The organism is Enterobacter cloacae complex sp. FDA-CDC-AR_0164 (genome assembly GCF_003071645.1).
Classification (GTDB): domain Bacteria; phylum Pseudomonadota; class Gammaproteobacteria; order Enterobacterales; family Enterobacteriaceae; genus Enterobacter; species Enterobacter ludwigii.
In genome coordinates, this window is the sequence record NZ_CP028950.1 from 2,514,477 (window position 1) to 2,535,230 (window position 20,754).

23 protein-coding genes are annotated in these 20,754 nt (G+C 54.7%); 5 read left to right on the forward strand and 18 right to left on the reverse strand.

Features of this window, described 5'->3' with window-relative positions:
* Positions 1 to 43: 43 nt before the first annotated feature.
* Entirely contained in the window at positions 44 to 808 is a 765-nt protein-coding gene (locus AM410_RS12420) for an AraC family transcriptional regulator (protein WP_108647887.1), read from the forward strand.
* On the opposite strand, the gene leuA is transcribed toward AM410_RS12420, so the two are convergent.
* The 13 genes from leuA to AM410_RS12485 all read right to left on the reverse strand — a co-directional run bounded on the left by leuA (position 805) and on the right by AM410_RS12485 (position 15,506).
* Positions 805 to 2,454 carry a 2-isopropylmalate synthase gene (gene leuA, locus AM410_RS12425; RefSeq protein ID WP_063156779.1) on the reverse strand — a complete coding sequence of 550 codons (1,650 nt, stop codon included), beginning with the start codon at positions 2,452 to 2,454 and terminating at the stop codon, positions 805 to 807. The genes AM410_RS12420 and leuA overlap by 4 nt on opposite strands.
* A 96-nt stretch (positions 2,455 to 2,550) precedes the next feature.
* Positions 2,551 to 4,098 carry a multidrug efflux MFS transporter permease subunit EmrB gene (emrB, locus tag AM410_RS12430; protein WP_020883860.1) on the reverse strand — a complete coding sequence of 516 codons (1,548 nt, stop codon included), beginning with the start codon at positions 4,096 to 4,098 and terminating at the stop codon, positions 2,551 to 2,553.
* Positions 4,099 to 4,114: 16 nt separating this feature from the next.
* A complete protein-coding gene (emrA, locus tag AM410_RS12435; protein ID WP_040018933.1) occupies positions 4,115 to 5,287 on the reverse strand; it encodes a multidrug efflux MFS transporter periplasmic adaptor subunit EmrA in 1,173 nt (390 codons plus the stop codon).
* A 127-nt stretch (positions 5,288 to 5,414) separates the two neighbouring features.
* On the reverse strand, positions 5,415 to 5,945 hold the full coding sequence (emrR, locus tag AM410_RS12440; protein WP_014171323.1) for a multidrug efflux transporter EmrAB transcriptional repressor EmrR: 531 nt from the start codon (positions 5,943 to 5,945) through the stop codon (positions 5,415 to 5,417).
* A gap of 314 nt (positions 5,946 to 6,259) precedes the next feature.
* Complete coding sequence (locus AM410_RS12445; protein WP_014171322.1) at positions 6,260 to 7,444, reverse strand: MFS transporter; 1,185 nt, start codon at positions 7,442 to 7,444, stop codon at positions 6,260 to 6,262.
* Positions 7,445 to 7,593: 149 nt separating this feature from the next.
* Entirely contained in the window at positions 7,594 to 8,592 is a 999-nt protein-coding gene (gene proX, locus AM410_RS12450; protein WP_108647889.1) for a glycine betaine/L-proline ABC transporter substrate-binding protein ProX, read from the reverse strand.
* 9 nt (positions 8,593 to 8,601) lie between these two features.
* Complete coding sequence (gene proW, locus AM410_RS12455) at positions 8,602 to 9,666, reverse strand: glycine betaine/L-proline ABC transporter permease ProW (protein ID WP_014171320.1); 1,065 nt, start codon at positions 9,664 to 9,666, stop codon at positions 8,602 to 8,604.
* Entirely contained in the window at positions 9,659 to 10,861 is a 1,203-nt protein-coding gene (proV, locus tag AM410_RS12460; protein ID WP_014171319.1) for a glycine betaine/L-proline ABC transporter ATP-binding protein ProV, read from the reverse strand. The genes proW and proV overlap by 8 nt, the downstream gene beginning before the upstream one ends.
* A 333-nt stretch (positions 10,862 to 11,194) precedes the next feature.
* Positions 11,195 to 12,154 carry a class 1b ribonucleoside-diphosphate reductase subunit beta gene (nrdF, locus tag AM410_RS12465; RefSeq protein ID WP_108647891.1) on the reverse strand — a complete coding sequence of 320 codons (960 nt, stop codon included), beginning with the start codon at positions 12,152 to 12,154 and terminating at the stop codon, positions 11,195 to 11,197.
* A 9-nt stretch (positions 12,155 to 12,163) separates the two neighbouring features.
* Positions 12,164 to 14,308 carry a class 1b ribonucleoside-diphosphate reductase subunit alpha gene (nrdE, locus tag AM410_RS12470; RefSeq protein WP_108647893.1) on the reverse strand — a complete coding sequence of 715 codons (2,145 nt, stop codon included), beginning with the start codon at positions 14,306 to 14,308 and terminating at the stop codon, positions 12,164 to 12,166.
* A complete protein-coding gene (gene nrdI, locus AM410_RS12475) occupies positions 14,281 to 14,691 on the reverse strand; it encodes a class Ib ribonucleoside-diphosphate reductase assembly flavoprotein NrdI (RefSeq protein WP_108647895.1) in 411 nt (136 codons plus the stop codon). The genes nrdE and nrdI overlap by 28 nt, the downstream gene beginning before the upstream one ends.
* Positions 14,688 to 14,927 carry a glutaredoxin-like protein NrdH gene (gene nrdH / locus AM410_RS12480; protein ID WP_068794949.1) on the reverse strand — a complete coding sequence of 80 codons (240 nt, stop codon included), beginning with the start codon at positions 14,925 to 14,927 and terminating at the stop codon, positions 14,688 to 14,690. The genes nrdI and nrdH overlap by 4 nt, the downstream gene beginning before the upstream one ends.
* A 252-nt stretch (positions 14,928 to 15,179) precedes the next feature.
* Complete coding sequence (locus tag AM410_RS12485; RefSeq protein WP_014171314.1) at positions 15,180 to 15,506, reverse strand: DUF883 domain-containing protein; 327 nt, start codon at positions 15,504 to 15,506, stop codon at positions 15,180 to 15,182.
* A 160-nt stretch (positions 15,507 to 15,666) separates the two neighbouring features.
* On the opposite strand from AM410_RS12485, the gene AM410_RS12490 reads away from it, so the two are divergent.
* Entirely contained in the window at positions 15,667 to 16,011 is a 345-nt protein-coding gene (locus tag AM410_RS12490) for a DUF2002 family protein (RefSeq protein ID WP_006811693.1), read from the forward strand.
* A gap of 32 nt (positions 16,012 to 16,043) precedes the next feature.
* Here the strand turns inward: AM410_RS12490 and alaE are convergent, their stop codons facing one another.
* Complete coding sequence (gene alaE, locus AM410_RS12495) at positions 16,044 to 16,493, reverse strand: L-alanine exporter AlaE (RefSeq protein ID WP_020883866.1); 450 nt, start codon at positions 16,491 to 16,493, stop codon at positions 16,044 to 16,046.
* Positions 16,494 to 16,986: 493 nt separating this feature from the next.
* Here alaE and stpA point away from each other — a divergent pair, with 493 nt between their 5' ends.
* Entirely contained in the window at positions 16,987 to 17,391 is a 405-nt protein-coding gene (stpA, locus tag AM410_RS12500; RefSeq protein ID WP_020883867.1) for a DNA-binding protein StpA, read from the forward strand.
* Positions 17,392 to 17,429: 38 nt separating this feature from the next.
* Here stpA and AM410_RS12505 read toward each other — a convergent pair whose 3' ends face one another.
* From AM410_RS12505 to AM410_RS12515, 3 genes are all read right to left on the reverse strand, one after another.
* Entirely contained in the window at positions 17,430 to 17,609 is a 180-nt protein-coding gene (locus AM410_RS12505; protein WP_014171310.1) for a hypothetical protein, read from the reverse strand.
* Between the two features lie 79 nt (positions 17,610 to 17,688).
* Positions 17,689 to 18,210 carry a rhodanese family protein gene (locus AM410_RS12510; RefSeq protein ID WP_073396516.1) on the reverse strand — a complete coding sequence of 174 codons (522 nt, stop codon included), beginning with the start codon at positions 18,208 to 18,210 and terminating at the stop codon, positions 17,689 to 17,691.
* Between the two features lie 9 nt (positions 18,211 to 18,219).
* Positions 18,220 to 18,519 (reverse strand): ArsR/SmtB family transcription factor, encoded by a 300-nt coding sequence (locus AM410_RS12515; protein ID WP_020883869.1) that lies wholly within the window; start codon positions 18,517 to 18,519, stop codon positions 18,220 to 18,222.
* Positions 18,520 to 18,698: 179 nt separating this feature from the next.
* On the opposite strand from AM410_RS12515, the gene AM410_RS12520 reads away from it, so the two are divergent.
* Positions 18,699 to 18,857, forward strand: a complete 159-nt coding sequence (locus AM410_RS12520) for a YqaE/Pmp3 family membrane protein (RefSeq protein ID WP_032678825.1) — start codon at positions 18,699 to 18,701, stop codon at positions 18,855 to 18,857.
* Here AM410_RS12520 and AM410_RS12525 read toward each other — a convergent pair.
* On the reverse strand, positions 18,854 to 19,783 hold the full coding sequence (locus AM410_RS12525; protein WP_020883871.1) for a LysR substrate-binding domain-containing protein: 930 nt from the start codon (positions 19,781 to 19,783) through the stop codon (positions 18,854 to 18,856). The genes AM410_RS12520 and AM410_RS12525 overlap by 4 nt on opposite strands.
* Positions 19,784 to 20,103: 320 nt before the next feature.
* Between AM410_RS12525 and AM410_RS12530 the strand changes: the two genes are divergently transcribed.
* The gene (locus tag AM410_RS12530) at positions 20,104 to 20,709 is read left to right on the forward strand and encodes an ankyrin repeat domain-containing protein (protein WP_020883872.1); all 606 of its coding nucleotides are present in this window, start codon (positions 20,104 to 20,106) and stop codon (positions 20,707 to 20,709) included.
* Positions 20,710 to 20,754: the final 45 nt, after the last annotated feature.

Genomic DNA, 20,754 nt, shown 5'->3' on the forward strand with positions numbered 1-20,754 from the left:
CCTCTCCCTCAGGGAGAGGGTAGGGTGAGGGGCGTTTAACCTCATGACCACAACCTCAACCTTCTCCTTTACCCATCGCCCACTTGTTCCTTGTGCCCATGATTACCTTCATGGCGACAGCGAGCCGTGGCATCAGCACGACTGCGCGCAATTGCTGCACACCCTGAGTGGGGTGGTGAGAGTCGATACCGCATCAGGTTGTTGGGTGGTGCCGCCCGGACGCGGCGTCTGGCTACCCGCGGGCACTCCGCACTCTTTGCGTATTACCGGCAACGTTGCGGCGCGCACGTTGTTTATCGATCCCCTCGCGCGAGCCGATCTTCCGGCAGCCTGTCAGATAGTCCAGATTTCCGGTCTGTTACGCGAACTTATCCTCACCTCGCTGACGCTTGAGGCGTCCTACTCCCCGGGCAGTCGTGATGAGCGCGTATATGAGCTCATTCTGGATGAAATCCGCACGTTGCGGGTGCTGCCGTTTCACCTGCCTGAGCCGGAAAGCGAGCCGTTGCGTACCCTTTGCCAGCAGATCCGGCTGTTGCCGGGGGAAAGTTGGGGCAGCATGCAGGCCGCAAACACGCTTGGTATGAGTGAACGCACGATGAACCGCCATTTCAAGCAGCAGACGGGGTTAAGCTACGGTGAGTGGCTAAGAAGGGCGCGCCTGCTGGAAGCGCTGCTGCGCCTGGGACAAGGTCAGCCAGTGCTACGCGTGGCGCTGGATCTGGGCTACGGCAGCCACAGTGCCTTTACGGCGATGTTTCGCCGGGTGATGGGGATATCACCCAGCGATTATTTCAAAGACAGCTAGCTGACAGCATTGAACAGGGCCTGAAGAGACGCGCGGGCCACGTCGCTGTCAATGCCGACGCCCCAGCGGCTGCTACCATCCTGAAACAGACAGCGGATATACGCCACCGAGCGGCTGTCGCTGCGCTCCCCAAGCGTATGTTCGTGATAGTCCTTAATCACAAACGGGGTCGTGACCCAGCGGCTTATACCATTGGCCGCCGCGGATAACAGCCCGTTGCCTTGCCCCTCCAGCTGGCGCATCCCGCCCTGCGTCGTGACGCTTGCCGTCAGATGTAACTGCCCGTCCTGCTGGCTGTCGCTACGGTAAGCGTGCAGGGCAAAGTCCGGTGTCTCTACCAGCCCATAACGTGTGCGGAACAGTTGCCACAACGCATGCTGCGTCATCTCTTTACCGTGCTGGTCGGTTTCCTGCTGTACGTGCTGGCTAAAGTCCTGCTGCAGGGCGCGGGGTAATTTCAGACCATGATTTTGTTCAATAAGCCACGCGCTGCCGCTTTTTCCTGACTGGCTGTTAACCCGGATCACCGCTTCGTAGGTGCAACCAATATCCTGTGGGTCAACCGGCAGATAGGGCATCTCCCAGCGTTCGTCAGGCTTGCGGGCATCAAAGCCTTTCTTGATGGCATCCTGATGCGAACCTGAAAATGCGGTATACGCCAGCCGTCCTGCCCACGGATGTCGCGGATGCACTGGCAGCTGGTTGCAGGTTTCTACCACCTCCACCACGTGATTCATGTCGCTAAAGTCCAGATTCGGGCTAATCCCCTGGCTGTAGAGGTTCATCGCCAGCGTGACCAGGCAGACGTTACCGGTTCGTTCGCCGTTCCCAAACAGACACCCTTCGACACGGTCTGCACCGGCCATCAGGGCCAGCTCCGCGCTGGCGACACCGGTGCCGCGGTCGTTATGCGGATGGACGCTGATGCAGACATCGCTGCGGCGGCTGAAATGACGGCAGAAATACTCAATCTGATCGGCATACACATTCGGTGTACTGACCTCAACGGTGGCCGGTAAGTTGATCACCATCGGGCGTTCGGCGCACGGCTGCCAGATGTCCGCCACGGCTTCGCAAATCTCCAGCGCAAATTCCGGCTCGGTAAAGCAGAAAGTTTCCGGAGAGTATTCGTATTGCCAGCGGGTGGCGGGATTCTCTTCGCACAGCGTGCGGATAAGACGCGTGGAACGGGTCGCCAGCTCAACGATTTGCGCTTTCTCCATGCCGAACACCAGGCGGCGGAACAGCGGGGCGGTGGCGTTATACAGGTGTACCGTGGCCTGCTTCGCCCCGCGCAGCGACGCAAAGGTGCGCAGGATAAGGTCTTCTCGCGCCTGGGTTAATACCTGAATGGTGACGTCATCCGGAATGCGGTTTTCGTCGATCAACTGACGCACAAAATTGAAATCCGTCTGCGAGGCAGAGGGGAAAGCGACTTCGATTTCTTTGAATCCGCAACGCAGTAACAACGCCCAGAACTGCAGTTTGCGGTTGCTGTCCATCGGCTCGGCAAGGGCCTGATTACCGTCGCGTAAATCGGTGGAAAGCCAGCGCGGCGCCTGCGTGAGGCGTTGCTCAGGCCAGCGGCGATCGGGCAGGGAAATAGCAGGTTGAGGTTGGTATTTGTCGGAAGGTGTTTTCAGCATGGTGCGCTCCTGTTGTCTTTTCACTATCGTGAATCGATTTCAGGAGCGCTGCTTTATCGTTACTGACAATCGCTGTCGCGATCTGGACACCGCACGTTAGTGCGCACCGCCGCCACCGCCTCCGGCGCCAAACGGTGGTCGGGCAAACCATACCAGTCCCAGCAGGATGATAAAGATCCCCGCCGATATCCAGAATATCTCGTTTGCCGAGATAATCAGGCCCTGGTTGGTGATCTGCTGGGCGATCCAGCCGGACGCCTGCTGCTCCGTCATTCCCATTCCCTGAAGCTGACTGTACATCTGCTGCGAGTTAGGGTTGAACGGGTTCACCGCTTCGGTCAATTGCGCATGGTGCATCGACTCGCGGTTGGTCCAAAGGGTCGTGGTGATCGACGTCCCGATGGAGCCTGCCAGCGTACGCGTAAAGTTCGACAGGCTTGATGCCGCCGCCATGCGCTCAGGCGGCAAGCCGGAAAGCGTAATGGTCGTCAGCGGCATAAAGAAGCACGCCACGGCGAAGCCCTGAATGAACTGCGGCCACGCGGACGCGCCAAAGTCCATGCCCGGCTCGAACGTATACGCGCGCCAGTAGAAGCACACCGCGTACATAATAAAGCTGAAGGTCACCAGCCTGCGCATGTCGAGCTTGTGAGCGAAGCGGCCGATAATCGGCGACAGCAGGACCGGAATTAACCCCACTGGCGCAGAAGCCAAACCTGCCCAGGTTGCGGTGTAGCCATATACCTCCTGCAACAGCTGCGGCAGCAGAACGATTGCGCCGAAGTAGAGCATGTAGGCCAGGCTGATACACAGGCAGCCGATGGTGAAGTTTCGCGACTTAAACAGCGAGAGATCGACGATTGGGTTATCGTCCGTCAGCTCCCAGACGATCAGGAAGCTCAGCGATATCACCGCGACAACGGTCAGGATGATAATCTCTGTCGAGTTAAACCAGTCCAGCTCTTTACCCTGATCGAGCATCACCTGCAGGCTACCGATCCCGACCACCAGCAGCGCCAGACCAATGGCGTCAATTCGCCGCTGCTCTGTTCGGGTTTCGCGACCGCGCAGCGTTTGCAGGGTCAGCATCACCACCAGCGCACCAATTGGCACGTTGATGAAGAAGATCCAGCCCCAGTGGTAGTTGTCGCTGATATAGCCGCCGAGGATAGGCCCGCAAATCGGTGCGACAATCACCGTCATTGACCACAGCGCCAGCGCGATAGAGCGCTTAGCGGGCGGATAGTTGTTCAGCAGCAAACTCTGCGACAGCGGAATCAGCGGCCCGGCCACAATCCCCTGAATGACGCGGAAGATGATGAGCATCGTCAGGCTGTTGGACATGCCGCACGCCCAGGAGGCGAGCACGAACAATACCGTTGACCACAGGAACAGCTTCACTTCACCGACGCGCTTCGCCAGCCAGCCAGTGATAGGGATGGAGATGGCGTTTGCCACCCCAAACGAGGTAATGACCCAGGTCCCCTGGCTCAGTGACGAGCCAAGGTTACCGGCGATGGTTGGGATCGCCACGTTTGCGATGGTAGAGTCCAGCACCTGCATGAATGTCGCCAGCGACAGCGCAATGGTCATGATAACCAGTTGCGCCCCCTCCAGCGGTTTTTGCGGCTTTTGCTGTTGCATAACGCTCACCTTCGTATTAACCGGCGTTTGCCTTCACGATGTCATCGATCAGTTTATTGACCGGATCGAGGCTAATTTCACGGGCGTTACTTTCATAAGCCGGGGTGCTGCGCACCTGACTTGCCAGGATCTGACCATCGCGGTTGGCGGTATCAACCGTTACCAGCGTAGAGAGGCCAATACGCAGCGGATGGTCCGCCAGCTGTTTTGCATCTAGTTCGATACGTACGGGCAAGCGCTGAACCACTTTGATCCAGTTCCCGGTGGCGTTTTGCGCTGGCAACAGGGAGAAGGCACTGCCGGTCCCCATATCCAGGCCGACCACTTTCCCGGTGTACTTCACGTCATCACCGTAAATATCGCTGATCACCGTCGCGGTCTGGCCGATACGCATATGGGCAAGCTGCGTCTCTTTAAAGTTCGCATCAACCCACAGGTTGTCCGCCGGAACGACCGCCATCAGCGGCGTGGTTGGGCTAATTTGGGCGCCAGGCTGGACGGAACGACGAGAGACGTAGCCGGTCATCGGGCTGACAATTTTAGTACGCTGCAGGGCAAGCCACGCGTTGCGCACTTCGGTGGCAGCCTGTTGCACGGCAGGCTGGTTTTCCAGGCTGGTGCCCAGCACCATCGCCTGGTTGGCGTTGTACTGTTGAATCGCCACGTCCAGCTGCGCCTGTGCGCTGGCAACGGCATCACGCGCGTGCTGCAGCTCTTCACGGCCAATCAGGTTGGCAGTGCCGAGGGGAACGCGACGGTTCAGGTCGCTCTGCGCCTGCGCCAGTGCGGTTTTCTGCACGTCGATGTTGGCCTGCAGCTGCTTGCTGTTGATCATCAGCTGGCGGGTCTGACGGACGCTGGAGGCCAGCGCGGTCTGGGCTTTTTCAAAAGCCTGTTGGGCGTCGGTCGGATCGAGCGTGACCAATACATCCCCTTTTTGCACAAAATCGGTGTTATCAGCCCAGACTTTCGTCACGCTGCCCGATACCTGCGCCATAATTTGTACCTGGTTCCCTGCCACGTATGCATCGTCTGTCTCTTCAGCATGACGCAATACTAAAAACCAATAGATCCCATATGCCACGGCAATAATAATAAAGAGCAATGTCAGTACAATAAGGGCGCTTTTGCGTTTGCCCTTTTTATTGACCGGTTGCTGCGGGGTAGTGCTCTCCGCATTTGCGCTCATTGTTGTTCTCCACGATCTTCTTATTTTCACATCGGCTGAGCCGAGCTGTTGTCAGAAAGGCCAGCAGTGTGACGTGCTGGCCTGTCGGTTTTCTTATGAGTCTGGGATTGTTGAGCGTGTTGTCGCGTTAGCGCAGCGCCTCTAGAACAGCGCCGTCTTCATCCATCTGGTCCAGACGGGTCAGCAGCTTGCGAGTAATGTGCTCAAGCTGGTCGCGCTCGGTGGTGCTGAGGGCAGACCACAGTTGATGCAGGCAATTATGCTGAGGTGGCAGCACCTCACGCAGGAATTGGTGACCTTTGTCGGTCAGCTGCAGATGCAGGCAGCGGCGATCGTTATCGCTTTCACGGCGTTCAATCCAGCCGCGTTTTTCCAGTTCATCGGCAATACGGGTGGCATTAGTACGGGATGAACCCAGCGCGCAGCTCAGCTCTGACGGCTGAATGCTGTGATTTTCCTGAGACTCCAGCGTAATTAACGCCATAAACAACGTCTCGTTAATCCCTTGAGCTTTCAGCATTTTATTACGATTTTCCAGTAGCTTACCCTGCATGTGCATGCACAGGCGGGTCAGCAGGATCTCCTGATACGGGAAGTCCTCATGACGACTGGCGCGGAATTTAAGCATTTGTTCAATGGGCGTAAACGAACTATCCATTTGGGCATAACCTCATTAATTACAGCCGATATAGTAACGATAGTGACAAATAATGTAAATGAATTATTTGTGCGGTTATATCCGCCAAACTTATGTCACCATCAGAAAGCGCCGGGTAAGTCCGTGACCCGGTGAGCACAGAGAGCGTTGGGAGTGAACCCGCGGAAGAGAGGATGTGAGGACGGGGGTCTGAACTATTCATGCCGGTAGAAAATATGTCACCCACATTAAAATTTCTGGGATAAATGATTACGTTTACATTAACAGACTGCAGGGCCCCTTTACACCCTAAGAGGCCCAAAGCAATGTAAAACTTAGTTAATTACGTCCTGTCGATGGTACCCACGCCACCATACTAGCAGATTCAGCGCGGCGACGATTGCCCCTATCCCACACACGCCTGACCAACCGGCATGCTGCCACGCCGAGGCTGAAATTAACGAACCCGCTGCGCCGCCAATAAAATAGCTGGTCATGTATCCGGCCGTGAGGCGGTTACGCGCCTCTGGCTTCACGCGGTAGATGACGGTCTGGTTAGTGATATGCACACCCTGCACGGTGAGGTCGAGTACCAGAATACCGACGATCAGCGCCAGTACAGAGGTATGGCCATACCAGATGGCTGCCCAGGAGAGCAGGAGCAGAACCAGCCCGGCAGAGGTCGTCAGATGGGATTTGCCTTTATCCGCCAGTCCGCCCGCCGGACGCGCGCCCAGGGCTCCCGCAGCGCCCGCCAGACCAAACAGACCAATCACCGCTTCGGAATAATTGAACGGCGGCGCGGCCAGCAGAAACGCCATTGAGGTCCATAAGATGCTGAAGTTGGCGAAGGTCAAACAGCCCAGCAACGCACGTGTACGCAGCAGTTTATCGTGTGTGAAGAGGCTGAAAACGGAGGCGAGAAGCTGCGGATAATTAAGGTGATTTTCCTGCTTCACCTTTGGCAGCCCGCGCCACAGGGCAAGCGCCATCACGGCCATCAGTACGCTCGCCACCCAATACACGGTACGCCAGCCACCAAGACTCGCCAGCAGCCCGGCGACGGTCCGCGCCAGCAAAATCCCCAGCAGCAGGCCGCTCATGATTGTTCCCACCACCTTGCCGCGCTTTTCTGGTGAGGCGAGAGTGGCGGCGAGCGGAACCAGAATCTGCGCCACGACGGAGAACAGACCCGTTAACGCGGTGCCGATAATCATCATCGTTAACGAGTGGCTGCTGGCGGTGATCAGCATCCCGCCTGCAGCCAGCAAGGTCATGGAGACAATCAGCATCCGACGCTCAAACATATCGCCCAGCGGCACGAGGAAAAGCAGCCCGGCGGCATAGCCAAGCTGCGCGGCGGTGACAATAAAGCCAGCGGAGCTGGCAGAAAGGTTAAATGCGCGGGCGATGGTATCGAGCAGTGGCTGCGCGTAGTAGTTACTGGCGACTGCCAGACCCGTTGCCACGGACATTAAAAGGATGAGTGCCGGGCTAAGCCCTTGAGTTGTTTTAGTCATCAGGTTCAGGAATCGTGAGTTAAGTGATTATTTTTCCGTGAACCATAATAGCGAATGATTGTGAATGTGGTGGGATTGTTACGTGCTGGATTGTGCGGTTTAGGGGAGTTAACCCTCTCCCGTGGGGAGAGGGCAGGTCTGAAGGGCTCTTATGACTTCTGCGCGTCCATCGCTTCTTTTACCCAGCCATCAAACTGTTGCTGGTGGGCTTTGATCCAGCCATCCACGTGGCCTTTGATGTCAGCTTCGGACGATTTCCCCGCGTGCATCATCGCGTTCTGGGCGTTGATGTCCGCCAGAGGCAGTTTCATCACCGAGAACAGCTTCGCTGCCGCCGGGTTTTTCTCAGCCCAGGCTTTGTTAGCAACGATATGCATCGTGTTTACCGGGAAGCCATAGTTCATGCCGTTTGGCAGTTTGGTGTCGATATCTTTCTGCTCGCCCGGCAGGGAAGAGAAGGGCACCTGCAGCCACACCACGTCTTTCCCCGGCTTCAGCACGTCGCTCACCCAGTACGGTGTCCAGGTGTAATAGATAACCGGTTTACCCTCTTTGAAGCGGGCAATGGTGTCGGCCATCATCGCCGAGTAGTTACCGTGGCTGACGTCGACCGTTTTCGCCAGGTCAAAGGCTTTGTTCTGGTGATTAATCACCGCCTCACAGCCCCAGCCCGGCGAGCAGCCCATCATGTCAGCTTTGCCGTCACCGTTGGTGTCGAACAGTTTGGCAATCTTCGGATCTTTCAGCTGCTCGATATTGGTGATGTGGTACTGGTCGGCTGTTTTCTTGTCGATCAGGTACCCCTGCGCCGCACCGGTCACGATGGTGCCTTCACGGTAGAATTTTTTATCCCCGCCGGCGGCGGCATACATGTCGTCGTGCAGCGGCTGCCAGTTGACGGCGGTAAAGGTGGCATCACCGGAGGCAATCGAGGTGTAGCCCACGTTGTAATCCACTTCACTTGGGGTGTTGACCGTATAGCCCAGTTTTTCCAGCGCGCGGCTGACTAACAGCGTCTGGAAGGTCTCTTCTGAAATGGTGCTCTGCACCGGTTGCACGGTAATGCCTTTGCCCGGCAGGTCTGCAGCAAACGTGCTGGTGGAGACAAGGGTGGCAAACGCTGTGGCAAAAAGTACGCGATGTCGCATCGTTGTTCCTTATTTTCTGAATGGGCGGGTGATTAACCCGACAGGGCCGGTGCTATACCAGCGACGGTTGCCGCGACTGCGTGAATCACGACCGACAGCCTGCGTCAGGCGGTCAAGGATAATGGCGAGGATCACAATGCCGACGCCGCCCACGGTGGCCAGTCCCATATCAAGACGACCAATGCCGCGCAGCACCATCTGACCCAGTCCGCCGACGGCGATCATTGAGGCAATCACTACCATGGAGAGGGCCAGCATCAGCGTCTGGTTGACACCCGCCATGATGGTTGGCATCGCCAGCGGAAGCTGAACTTTAAACAGCATCTGGCGCGGGCTGGCACCAAATGAACGCGACGCCTCGATAAGATCGGCCGGTACCTGGTTAATCCCGAGTATCGTCAGACGAATGACCGGCGGCAGGGCGAAGATAATGGTCACCACGACGCCCGGCACGTTGCCGATACCAAACAGCATCACGATCGGCACCAGGTAGACAAACGCGGGGGTGGTCTGCATCGCATCCAGCAGCGGACGAATAATCTTCGCCGCCCGCGGACTGCGCGCCAGCCAGATCCCCATCGGCAGGCCGATAGCGACGCAGAAGAGCAGTGCGGTGAGCACCAGCGCTAAGGTGATCATTGCCTGCGACCAGGCGCCAATCGCGCCGATGGCAATCAGTGAGATCAGCGTGGCGACACCCATGCCGGCGCTGCCAAACTGCCAGGCAATCAGGGAGAAGAGCACAATAGCGACCGGCGCGGGCATGCCGAGCATCAGCTGCTGGAAACCGTTCAGGATGTAATCCACCGGTACGCGGATCCCCTGGAAGACCGGACGGAAGTGAGTCACTACCCAGTCGATCCCCTCCGTGACCCAGCTATCCAGCGGGATCAGCGTCTTATGAAACGGATCCATAATATTGAAGTGCTCTGGCGCAGGGGCCGGTGCACTGTTGAGCCAGTCCGCCGCGCCGCCATCGGTTGGCGCAGGCGTGGAAGACCCCCACGCATCGGCAGATTGAGCAGCGCTGTCCGCCGCCTCGGTGGTTCCCCACGGGTTAGATTGATCAGCCATTGTTTGTCCCCTCGCGATCTAAAGCCTGCAGCAACATGCGTTTTGAGATGATGCCGACGTACTGTTGTTCCTCACTGACTACCGGTACGGCACACGGGGCCTGACCAACGTGAGAGAGCAGCTCGCTGAGCGGCGTTTCGGCGTCCACGGCAAGCGGGGAGTCGATAACCGCCGCATCAATGCCCTGATTTTCGCTGAGTGCGGTTTTCAGGGAGTCGATGGAAACAATGCCAACAAATTTATTACCGCGTTCGATCAGATAACCGTATTCCCGATCTTCATCCTGCAACAGTTTCAGTGCAGAGCGCGGACCAAAGCCCGGTGTTTTGCGGATAAGACCGTTCGGTGAACGACGGGCGATATCTTTCGCACTAAAGACCTGACTAATATCCACGCCGCGGAAGAAGGTGCGCACATAATCATTGGCCGGATTATTCAGAATTTCATCCGGCGTGCCGACCTGCACCACTTCACCATTTTGCATAATGGCAATACGGTCACCAATACGCATGGCTTCATCAAGATCGTGGGAAATAAAAACAATAGTACGTTGATGTTTAGCCTGTAATTTTACCAGTTCATCCTGCATCTCGGTGCGAATTAATGGATCGAGTGCCGAGAAGGCTTCATCCATTAATAAAATGTCTGGGTTAATGGCTAATGCGCGGGCTAATCCGACACGCTGGCGCATCCCGCCGGAAAGCTCATCCGGGTAGGCATGTGCATAATTCTCGAGGCCCACCTGACGTAATGCATCCAGCGCTTTTTCCTGACGTTCATTAGCGGTAACGCCCGCTAATTCCATGCCAAAGGCGGCATTATCCAGCACCGTCATATGCGGCATCAGCGCAAATGACTGGAACACCATTGCAATCTTCTTTCTGCGCACCTCGCGAAGTTCAGCCTCTGATATTCTGGCGATATCAATGCCATCAATCAGTACCTGTCCACGGGTGGGTTCAATCAGGCGATTGAGAAGGCGAACCATAGTGGATTTACCCGAACCGGATAACCCCATGATGACAAAAATCTCGCCTTCTTCAATGGCCAGACTGGCGTCTTTAACGCCAAGCGACAGCCCGGTTTTTTCCAGAATTTGCTCTTTTGAAAGGCCTTTCTCAATATATTTGAATGCGCGCTGAGGATGCTCGCCAAATACTTTATAAAGATTTTTCACTTCTAATTTAATTGCCATGCAATAGAGAGTGTCCTGTTATTTGTTTATGTCGATATCATTACCATGGTAAATAGTTAACTGGCATTACCCTAACATACTGAGAATCTGAGACAACCCTGGGTTTGCTTATGGCAGGAATTTTACCGTAAGCGAAGCGGCTGAATTTCCCATGAGTAAAGGGCTGAGCGTGGTTTGAATTTTTCTGAATTTTTTGCTTTTGCACAGCGAAATTTCGCCTGAATCGGAGTGATTCAGGCGAATATGAACGGGGAATTACAGTGTAGTTGCCCGTGAAATATTAGGGAGGAAATTGTTAGATTTATATTAAATTATTGAACGTTAACCCGCTCATTAAAAATCCCAGTCCTCATCTTCGGTCTCCACCGCTTTGCCCATCACATACGACGAACCAGACCCGGAGAAGAAATCGTGGTTTTCATCGGCGTTGGGTGACAGTGCCGCCAGGATCGCCGGGTTCACGTCGGCCATTTCCGGTGGGAAAAGCGCTTCGTAGCCGAGATTCATCAGCGCTTTATTGGCGTTGTAGCAAAGAAACGCTTTTACCTCCTCCTCCCAACCGGTACCGGCGTACAATTCTTCGGTATAACTCAGTTCGTTCTCGTACAAATCCATCAGCAAATCGAGGGCAAAACCTTTTAACGCTTCGCGCTTATCTTCGCTGACGTTCTCCAGCCCTTTCTGATATTTATAGCCGATGTAGTACCCGTGTACGGCTTCATCACGAATGATGAGGCGAATCAAATCGGCGGTGTTGGTCAGCTTGCCGCGGCTCGACCAGTACATCGGTAACCAGAAGCCCGAATAGAACAGGAAGGATTCGAGAAACACGCTGGCAATTTTCTTCTTCAACGGTTCGTCGGCCTGATAATACTCCAGTACCAGGCTGGCCTTTCGCTGCAATGACTCGCTTTCTTCGCTCCAGGTGTACGCCGCGTCCACATCTTTGGTCTGGCACAGCGTCGAAAAAATCGAGCTGTAGGAGCGGGCATGGACCGCCTCCATAAAGCTGATGTTCGACATCACCGCCTCTTCGTGAGGCGTCAGCGCGTCGGCCATCAGCACAGGGGCACCGACGGTATTTTGAATGGTGTCCAGCAGCGTCAGACCGGTGAACACACGGATCGTCAGCTGCTGTTCGGCGTGGCTGAGGGTTTGCCAGGCCGGAATATCGTTTGAAAGCGGGACTTTTTCCGGCAGCCAGAAGTTGCTGGTCAGGCGGTTCCACACCTCCAGGTCTTTATCATCCTGAATTTTATTCCAGTTAACGGCACTCACGCGTGACAGTTTCATCCTTTCTCCTTACAGCGCGCAGGACACGCAGCCTTCAATTTCGGTGCCTTCCAGCGCACGCTGGCGCAGGCGAATGTAGTAGAGGGTTTTGATCCCTCTCTTCCAGGCGTAAATCTGCGCCCGGTTAATGTCACGCGTGGTGGCGGTGTCCGGGAAGAAGAGCGTCAGCGACAGCCCCTGATCCACGTGTTTTGTCGCCTCGGCGTAGGTATCAATAATTTTCTCAGGGCCAATCTCATACGCGTCCTGATACAGGGCCAGATTGTCGTTGGTCATAAACGGGGCAGGGTAGTAAACGCGCCCGGTCTTACCTTCCTTGCGGATCTCAATCTTCGACACAATCGGGTGGATACTCGACGTGGCGTGGTTAATGTAAGAGATTGACCCGGTTGGCGGTACGGCCTGCAGATTCTGGTTATAGATGCCGTGGCGCATCACATCGTCCCGCAGCTGCTGCCACATCTCGCGGGTGGGCAGGAGAACCCCGGCATCGGCAAACAGCTGGCGCACTTTGTCGGTTTTCGGCTGCCAGTCCCCTTCCAGATATGGCCTGAAGTACTCACCGCTGGCGTAACGCGACTGTTCAAAGCCCGCAAAGCGCTGGTTACGCTCGCGCGCCAGCATCATTGAGGTATGCAGCGCATGCCAGGTAATGGTGTAAAAATAGAGGTTGGTGAAATCCAGTCCTTCCGGGCTACCGTAGGCGATACCTTCCCGCGCCAGATAGCCGTGCAGGTTCATCTGCCCAAGGCCGATGGCGTGCGAGGCGGCATTACCGGCTTCAATGGACGGCACGCTGCGGATGTGGCTCATGTCTGACACCGCGGTCAGCCCGCGAATGGCGGTCTCCACCGTGCGACCAAAATCGGGGGAATCCATGGTGTGGGCAATATTCAGCGACCCGAGGTTACAGGAGATGTCTTTGCCGATGTCGGCGTAGTCCAGGTTTTCGTCATACGTGGATGCGCTGTTCACCTGCAATATCTCGGAGCAGAGGTTGCTCATATTGATTCGCCCGGCAATCGGGTTAGCACGGTTGACCGTATCTTCATACATGATGTACGGATAGCCGGACTCAAACTGAATTTCGGCCAGCGTCTGGAAGAAATCGCGGGCGTTGATGTACTTCTTACGAATGCGATCGTCGGCCACCAGATCGTGATACAGGGCGCTTATCGCCACATCACCAAACGCTTTCCCGTAAATACGCTCAATGTCGTATGGGGAGAAGAGCGCCATCTCGGCATTTTCTTTGGCGAGCGCAAAGGTGATATCCGGAATCACCACCCCAAGCGACAGGGTCTTAATGCGGATTTTTTCATCGGCGTTTTCACGTTTGGTATCCAGGAAGCGCAGGATATCCGGATGGTGCGCGTGCAGATAGACCGCCCCCGCGCCCTGACGCGCCCCCAGCTGGTTGGCATACGAGAAAGCATCTTCCAGCATTTTCATGACCGGAATCACGCCGGAGGACTGGTTTTCGATACGCTTAATTGGCGCACCGGCTTCACGCAGGTTCGACAGCAGAAACGCCACACCGCCACCGCGTTTAGAGAGCTGCAGCGCCGAATTCACCGCGCGACCAATCGACTCCATATTGTCTTCGATGCGCAGCAGGAAGCAGGAGACCAGCTCGCCGCGCTGGGCTTTTCCGCAATTGAGAAAGGTCGGTGTGGCGGGCTGGAAACGGCCGGAGAGCATCTCATCCATCAGGCGTTCTGCCAGCGTTTCATCGCCCTGCGCGAGCGTCAGGGCAACCATCACCGCACGGTCCTCGAAGCTTTCAAGATAGCGTTTGCCGTCGAATGTTTTCAGGGTATAGCTGGTGTAAAACTTCCATGCGCCAAGAAACGTCTGGAAACGAAAACCGCGGCTATGGGCTTGCCCGAACAGCGTCTCCACAAAGGCACGTTCGTACCGGGCCAGCACGCGCTCTTCGTAATAGCCTTCCTTGACCAGATAATCGAGACGTTCATTCTGGCTTGCAAAGGTCATGCTGTTGGGGCGGACGTGGGTGGCGATAAACGCCTCCACCGCCTCATGATCTTTGCCAAACTGAATGTGCCCCTCACGGTCATAGAGGTTCAGCATTGCGTTTAATGCGTGGTAATCCGGTGTCGCCTGAATTACACGTTCTGCGGTTGTCGTTGCCAAAATTCGTTCACTCCTTTACGCACGTTCTCTACGTCCTGCTGTGTCCCCATCAGTTCAAAACGATAGAGATACGGCACGCCGCATTTTTGAGAAATGACATCCCCGGCGCGGCCAAAGGCATCGCCGAAATTGCGATTGCCCGCCGCGATAACGCCGCGAATAAGCTGTCGGTTGTGGGGATCGTTGAGAAAGCGGATCACCTGGCGAGGCACGGCCCCCGCGGTGCCACCTCCACCATAGCTCGGGACCACCAGAATGTAGGGGTCGTCTACCCGGATTCGTTCCCGCTCATTACGCGGGATACGTATCGCAGGCAGCCCGACGCGCTCAATAAAGCGGAGCGTGTTTTCCGAGCTGCTGGAGAAGTAGACCAGCCCACTCATGCCCTGGCGGCCTGGGTGGCGAGGCGGTTAATCATGTCGGGGCGAAAGCCGGACCAGCTGGTCTCCCCGGCGACGACGACCGGCAGCTGGCGAAAACCTTGCGCCCGCAGGGTATCGGCAGCTTCGGGCTGCAGGTCAATGTTCACCATCTCAAAGGCCACTCCACGGCTTTCCATTGCACGTTTTGTCGCGTGGCACTGAACACAATCGTTACGAGTGTAAATAATAATGCTCATGATTCGTATTTCCATTTAAAATGAGAGAGCGGCGCGAATCATCGCGTCAGGTTGTGTGTATCTTGCTAAAGGGAATACTAGATGTAGTTGTCGTAAGATTCAACCATACAAGATATGGGAATTTCAGATTAATATGGCCCCGATGATGAGCACAGCGGGGCAGGGCGGGCTGTACGGCTTTTTCAGGCGCGCAGGCAAAGAAAAGCCCCGGGGGCTGACGCGACCGGGGCGGATACGGACAGGTTGAGACGACTATTTGCGCAGGCTAAGCAGCGCCCCCACGAAGATACCCACCGCGGCTACCGTACCAAGCGTACAGAGGGGTTTTTCGCGAACGAAGGTATTGGCGCAGCTGATGGCATCGCAGGCAGCCTGCGTGGTGCGCGAACGCCCATTCATGCGGGCGCGGGTTTCACGTAGCAAAGACTGAGCCTTACGTTTTGCGGCATCCGCTTCGTCCTTCGCACCGGAACCCCAGGATTTCAGCACTTCTTCCAGCGAGTCAGCTAATTGGCTGACATCGTTACGAATATCCTGCGTGTCGTCGTTAATATCGTTTCGGTTCGGTCTGTTAAACATACGATCCTCCGTAATTTTGCGTTCCCGTTTAGTTTAGTTCAGAAATTTAATATCTGAAGCGCGTCACGCGTTATCTGGCAGTTTATGGAATATTCTGAAAGCCCTGCTAATGCTGAATACTGTAAGGTTGCCGGGCAGGAAAAGATAACGAGGAAAAGATATGTATTTACGACCTGATGAGGTGGCGCGCGTTCTTGAAAAAGAGGGATTCACCATGGATGAGGTGACATCAAAAGCGTATGGATATCGCCGTGGCGAGAATTATGTTTACGTTAATCGTGAAGCAAGAATGGGACGTACCGCTCTCATTATTCACCCGACGCTGAAAGACAGAAGTTTGTCATTTGCTGAGCCTGCCTCGGATATTAAAACCTGCGATCATTATCAGCAATTCCCACTGTATTTAGGTGGTGAAACGCATGAACATTATGGTATTCCGCATGGCTTCAGTTCGCGTATGGCGCTGGAGCGGTTTTTGAAGGGACTGTTTGGCGACGTACAGTAAATCTGCGACTGGCATTCGCCAGTCGCCTCACATCATGCTTTGGCCTGGCTGTACTGGCTGACCTTAAACAGGCGGCGACAGTAGTCGAGAAAATAGCCATACACCGCACCCATCAACATTGAAATCACGATATTTGAACTGACCGCTGCGACGATTTGATGCCAGTCTGCGCCCACTGTCAGCAGAATAGCCACGTAAACCGGCGACTGGAACGTCACGTATGCCAGAACGTCGGCGAGGTTTTTCACCCACCCTGACGGGCTAATACGACGCGCAAAGCGCATGACCGCATCGCGGTATAATCCGTAAGGCCACGCAATAATAATGTTGACCGGAATTGCCACCAGACGAGAAGAAAGTGACTGCTCAAAGGACATTCCGGAGAGGAAAATTTCGATCAGCATGTTCACGACGGAACAGTAAACAACCATCGCGAAGGTATCCGCTACCGCATGGCGCAGGCGAGATTGCGGTGAGAACATGTCTGAACTCCTTGAGAAGAACACAATAGAAACGATTTTCCCTCAGCGGTTAGTGCTTTAGGTTGGTTTGTCAGGCATGTATAGCGTATATCTCTGCCTTTGAACTAACAACTAGTTATTAATTTTTATTTAGTCGCATTTTGTCCACAAAATTCTCTAAAATTGCGTGTTTTTTGTTCGGTTCGTTATAATCTGTCCCAGTCGTCAGTTTTTGTATGTAAATCAATCTGTTGATCTTGAGCGTGTCGAAGCGAACGTTCTGCCCGAACGACGGCAGTGCGGCATGCTTTGATTTGGATTAAATCTAACCGTTTATACTGAGATAAAGATTGAATCCGGCGGTATCGACAGTTATCCGCCGATATTATTAAACGCGATATTTTAAAACATTTACATTTTTAGCAAGACGTGCCCGCGGGTGGATATTCCAGGCGAAATGAATTATTCTCTTGTCGATTTTTCGATTTACCCTAAAGAAAAGGTTTTCAAATATATGTCTTTGACGTTACAGAATCTTAATAATATCCGAACTCTGCGTGCGATGGCGCGTGAATTATCCCTGGACGTTCTTGAAGAAATGCTGGAAAAAGTCAGGGTCGTTGCTGAAGAGAAACGGAGTGAGCTGGCGGAATTAGAGCAACAACGCGCTGAGCAGCAGGAAAAAATTAATGCCCTGCTGGAACTGATGAAAGCTGATGGTATTTCACCGTCCGATCTCCTCGGTTCAGATATGGCGCAGGCCGGTAAGCCAGCGAAAAAACGTAAACCGCGTGAAGCGAAATATCGCTTTATTGATCTCAACGGTGAAGAGAAAACATGGACCGGTCAGGGGCGTACGCCAAAGCCTATTGCCAATGCACTGGCAAACGGTAAATCACTGGATGATTTTCTGATTTAATCCATGAGCCGGGCGGAAGACACCGCCCGGTTGCCTGTTTAGCAGACGCCGAAATCACCCTCTTCGGTATACAGGGCCAGGTCTGCGGCCTTCAGGGTAAATTTCTCGCCTTGCTCATTGCTGGCCTGAACCGCCACAACGCTATCGCCGTTCACTTCGAGTACTTTCAGTTTTGGGCCGCCTTTACGCGGTTGCACATAATCACCGACAGAAAACATACTACCTCCTCATCGTTTCAATGATCTTCACCTTAGCCCACGTCTGATGCCGGGTACAGCGTATTTCACCGATTACTGCTTACGAGGTACGCCGGTTCCAGGGCATCACTTTCAGCAGTCTCGCCATTCCGCAAAACCCGGTCAGACCGGCAAACAGCAGCCCGGCACCCACAAAGCCGCTCAGCAGGAAAAAGCCGCTGGAGAGCGTAAAGCCCAGCACGACCCCGCACAGGGTGAGCAGCCCGGCGGCAATTTGCACCTGACGCATCAACGGCAGCGGCTGTGATGTGTCTTCCTGCGTGATCAACCCGGCCTGCTTCCACCCCTGAATTCCGCCTTCAACGATAAACGCCTGAGCAGGCGCGGCAGCCTGAGCAAGGCGGGCTGCGTTCGAGGATGTCCGGGCGCCAGACTGGCAGTGAAAAATCACCGTTTCGCCCGCGGGCGTCTCAAGCCCGCCGGGTAAGGTGTCCAGCGGCACGGACCGGGCGGCGGGAATATGCTCGCGAGCATATTCGTCGGGATCGCGAATATCGATCAGTTTTGCACCTTCAGCAACGAGCGCATTGGCCTGCTGGGGTGAAATGAGCGGTAGTGACATGGTGGCTCCTTACGGGCAATAGAGGCTTTTCAGGGTGCTGATCAGCTGATGCACCGCATCGTTTTTAATGAAATACAGAATGCGCTGCGCTTCACGGGTGCTGTCGATAAGCCCCTCTTCACGCATACGCGCCAGATGTTGTGACGTGGCGGATGGGCTAAGCCCCGTCGCCCGCGCCAGATCGCCCGCGCTGGTACCCGGTGTACCGCACAGCATGCAGAGGATCAGCAACCGACGCGGATTGCTCATCGCTTTTAACAGGGCTGCGGCCTGTCCGGCGCTGGCCTGAAGTTGTTCGAGTTCAGTCATATTAGTTTAGTCTTTACTTAATTAAGAAAACTCTAAACTAATGGGGAGGATTAAGCCAGTGTCAAAAGCGTAAAAGAGGGTAAAAGGGCGATAAAGAGATGGCGCAGGCCGTTAAACTGGCTACGCTTAGAGAATGTTCTCTTTTTTATTTTCAATTGGTTAGCTTGCACGGAGTCGTTATGGGTTTTTGGCGTATTGTCTTTACTATTATCCTGCCACCGCTGGGCGTGCTGCTCGGCAAAGGGTTTGGCTGGGCGTTTATCATTAACATCGTTCTGACCTTACTGGGCTACATCCCTGGTCTTATTCACGCGTTTTGGGTGCAAAGCAAAAACTAAGCGCGCCACAATAGATCGCTGTATATCCCGGTCAGCACGCCCTGTGGACCAAATTGCTGTTTGATCCAGCGTGTAACCTGGCCGGTCGCCGCATGCTGCGTGGCAAGCAGCATGCGTGAATCCTGACGCGGATTATTGATTCGCCGCGTGACCAGCAGCCCGTCCTCCACCGCCTCGCGGGCCATATACTCCGGTAAAAAACCAATCCCGTCCCCAAGGATCTGACACTGGCATTTGGTGTTGAAGTCGGGCACCAGAATCGCCTCCTGGCCGTGCAGCAGCCAGCCGACCTTCTTGTTTATAGTGTGCGCCGTGTCTTCCACCATGATGTTGGGGTACAGACGCAGCTGGCTTTCGGCTATCGGCTCCGGCACGAAGGCCAGCGGGTGTTCCGGCGCGATGGCGAATACCCAACGGATGGCACCGATCTCGGTGTAATCAATGCCGCCGCCGTCGAGCAGCGTATCCGGTGCGCCAATCGCGATATTGGCCTGGTTGTTGATGATGGAGTCCCAGACGCCGTTGTAAACCTCGGTCGTGACGGTGATCTGGCAGGTAGGAAACTGTTTTTTCAGCACCTGCAACAGCCGCGCCGTATGGCGTGGGGTGTACAAAAGCTGATTGATGCAGATGCGGACCCGCGCCTCAATGCCCTGCGAAATGGTGTCTATCCCGCGCTTGATGGCATGAAAATCATTCAGCAGGTCGGTCGCTTTACGGTAAAAGTAAAACCCCGACTCGGTCAGCTCAATGCTGCGCGTATTGCGTACAAACAGCACCACATCCAGCCCGGTCTCCATACGCTTGATGGTGTAACTGATGGCAGAGGTGGTTACGCCAAGCTCGGTGGCGGCTTTGCTGAAGCTGCCAAAGCGTGCGGCCGTGGTGAAGGCCAGCAGGTTCTCTTCAGTAAAGATGGAATTCATATTACGGCTCCTGGTAGCCATCAGTTTTGAACATATTTTAACAGCGCTGTTACAACGCGTATGACGGCGGTCACAGTTCTGATTATTTGCGTCGAGCCTCGTCATATCAGGCTTCATCAGGCATAAGCAGAATGCTGTCTGAGGCGAATAAAAGCGCTAAAACATAAGTAAAAGATTGCACGGCCGCACATTTTGGCTGAATTGTTGAATTTAACTCAATAATGAATTGACTGTCGATGAATGATTTTTAAGCGGATTCTTTTCTCACCAGGCTGTTGCTATTCTCAGGTCATGAGCAATACATCATGGGGAGTCTGAATATGTCTGCGAACGAACTCGTTACTGAATTTTTGCTGGCGGCAGAGCAGGGCAATATTGACGGGCTAAAAGCCTGCCTTGAAAAAGGTGTCGATATTAATGCCACTCAACGCCAGAAAAGAACGGCCGTTATTATTGCCAGTCTGAAAAAGCATTATGACTGCGTGGCATTTTTAATTGCCGCCGGAGCAGATATTGATCAACAGGATCAGACCTGTTTTAACCCCTTCCTGATTAGCTGCCTGACAAATGATTTAACCCTGCTGCGAATAGTCTTACCCGCCAATCCGGATCTTGATCGCCTGACCCGCTTCGGTGGTGTCGGCATTACGCCTGCCAGCGAGAAAGGGCACGTTGAGATTGTGCGCGAGCTGCTGGAGAAAACCGATATTAACGTCAACCACACCAACTTCGTGGGCTGGACGCCGCTACTGGAAGCGATTGTCCTCAACGATGGCGGCGCGAAACAGCAGGAAATTGTAAAACTGTTACTGGATAACGGCGCAAATCCGCACATGACCGATAAATACGGCAAAACCCCGCTCGAACTGGCGCGGGAAAAAGGCTACCACCAGATAGCAGACCTGCTGCTGGCCGCAGGCGCGTAATTCCTTCGGCCAGCCTTTTCCGGCTGGTCGCTCATTCAGACAGTA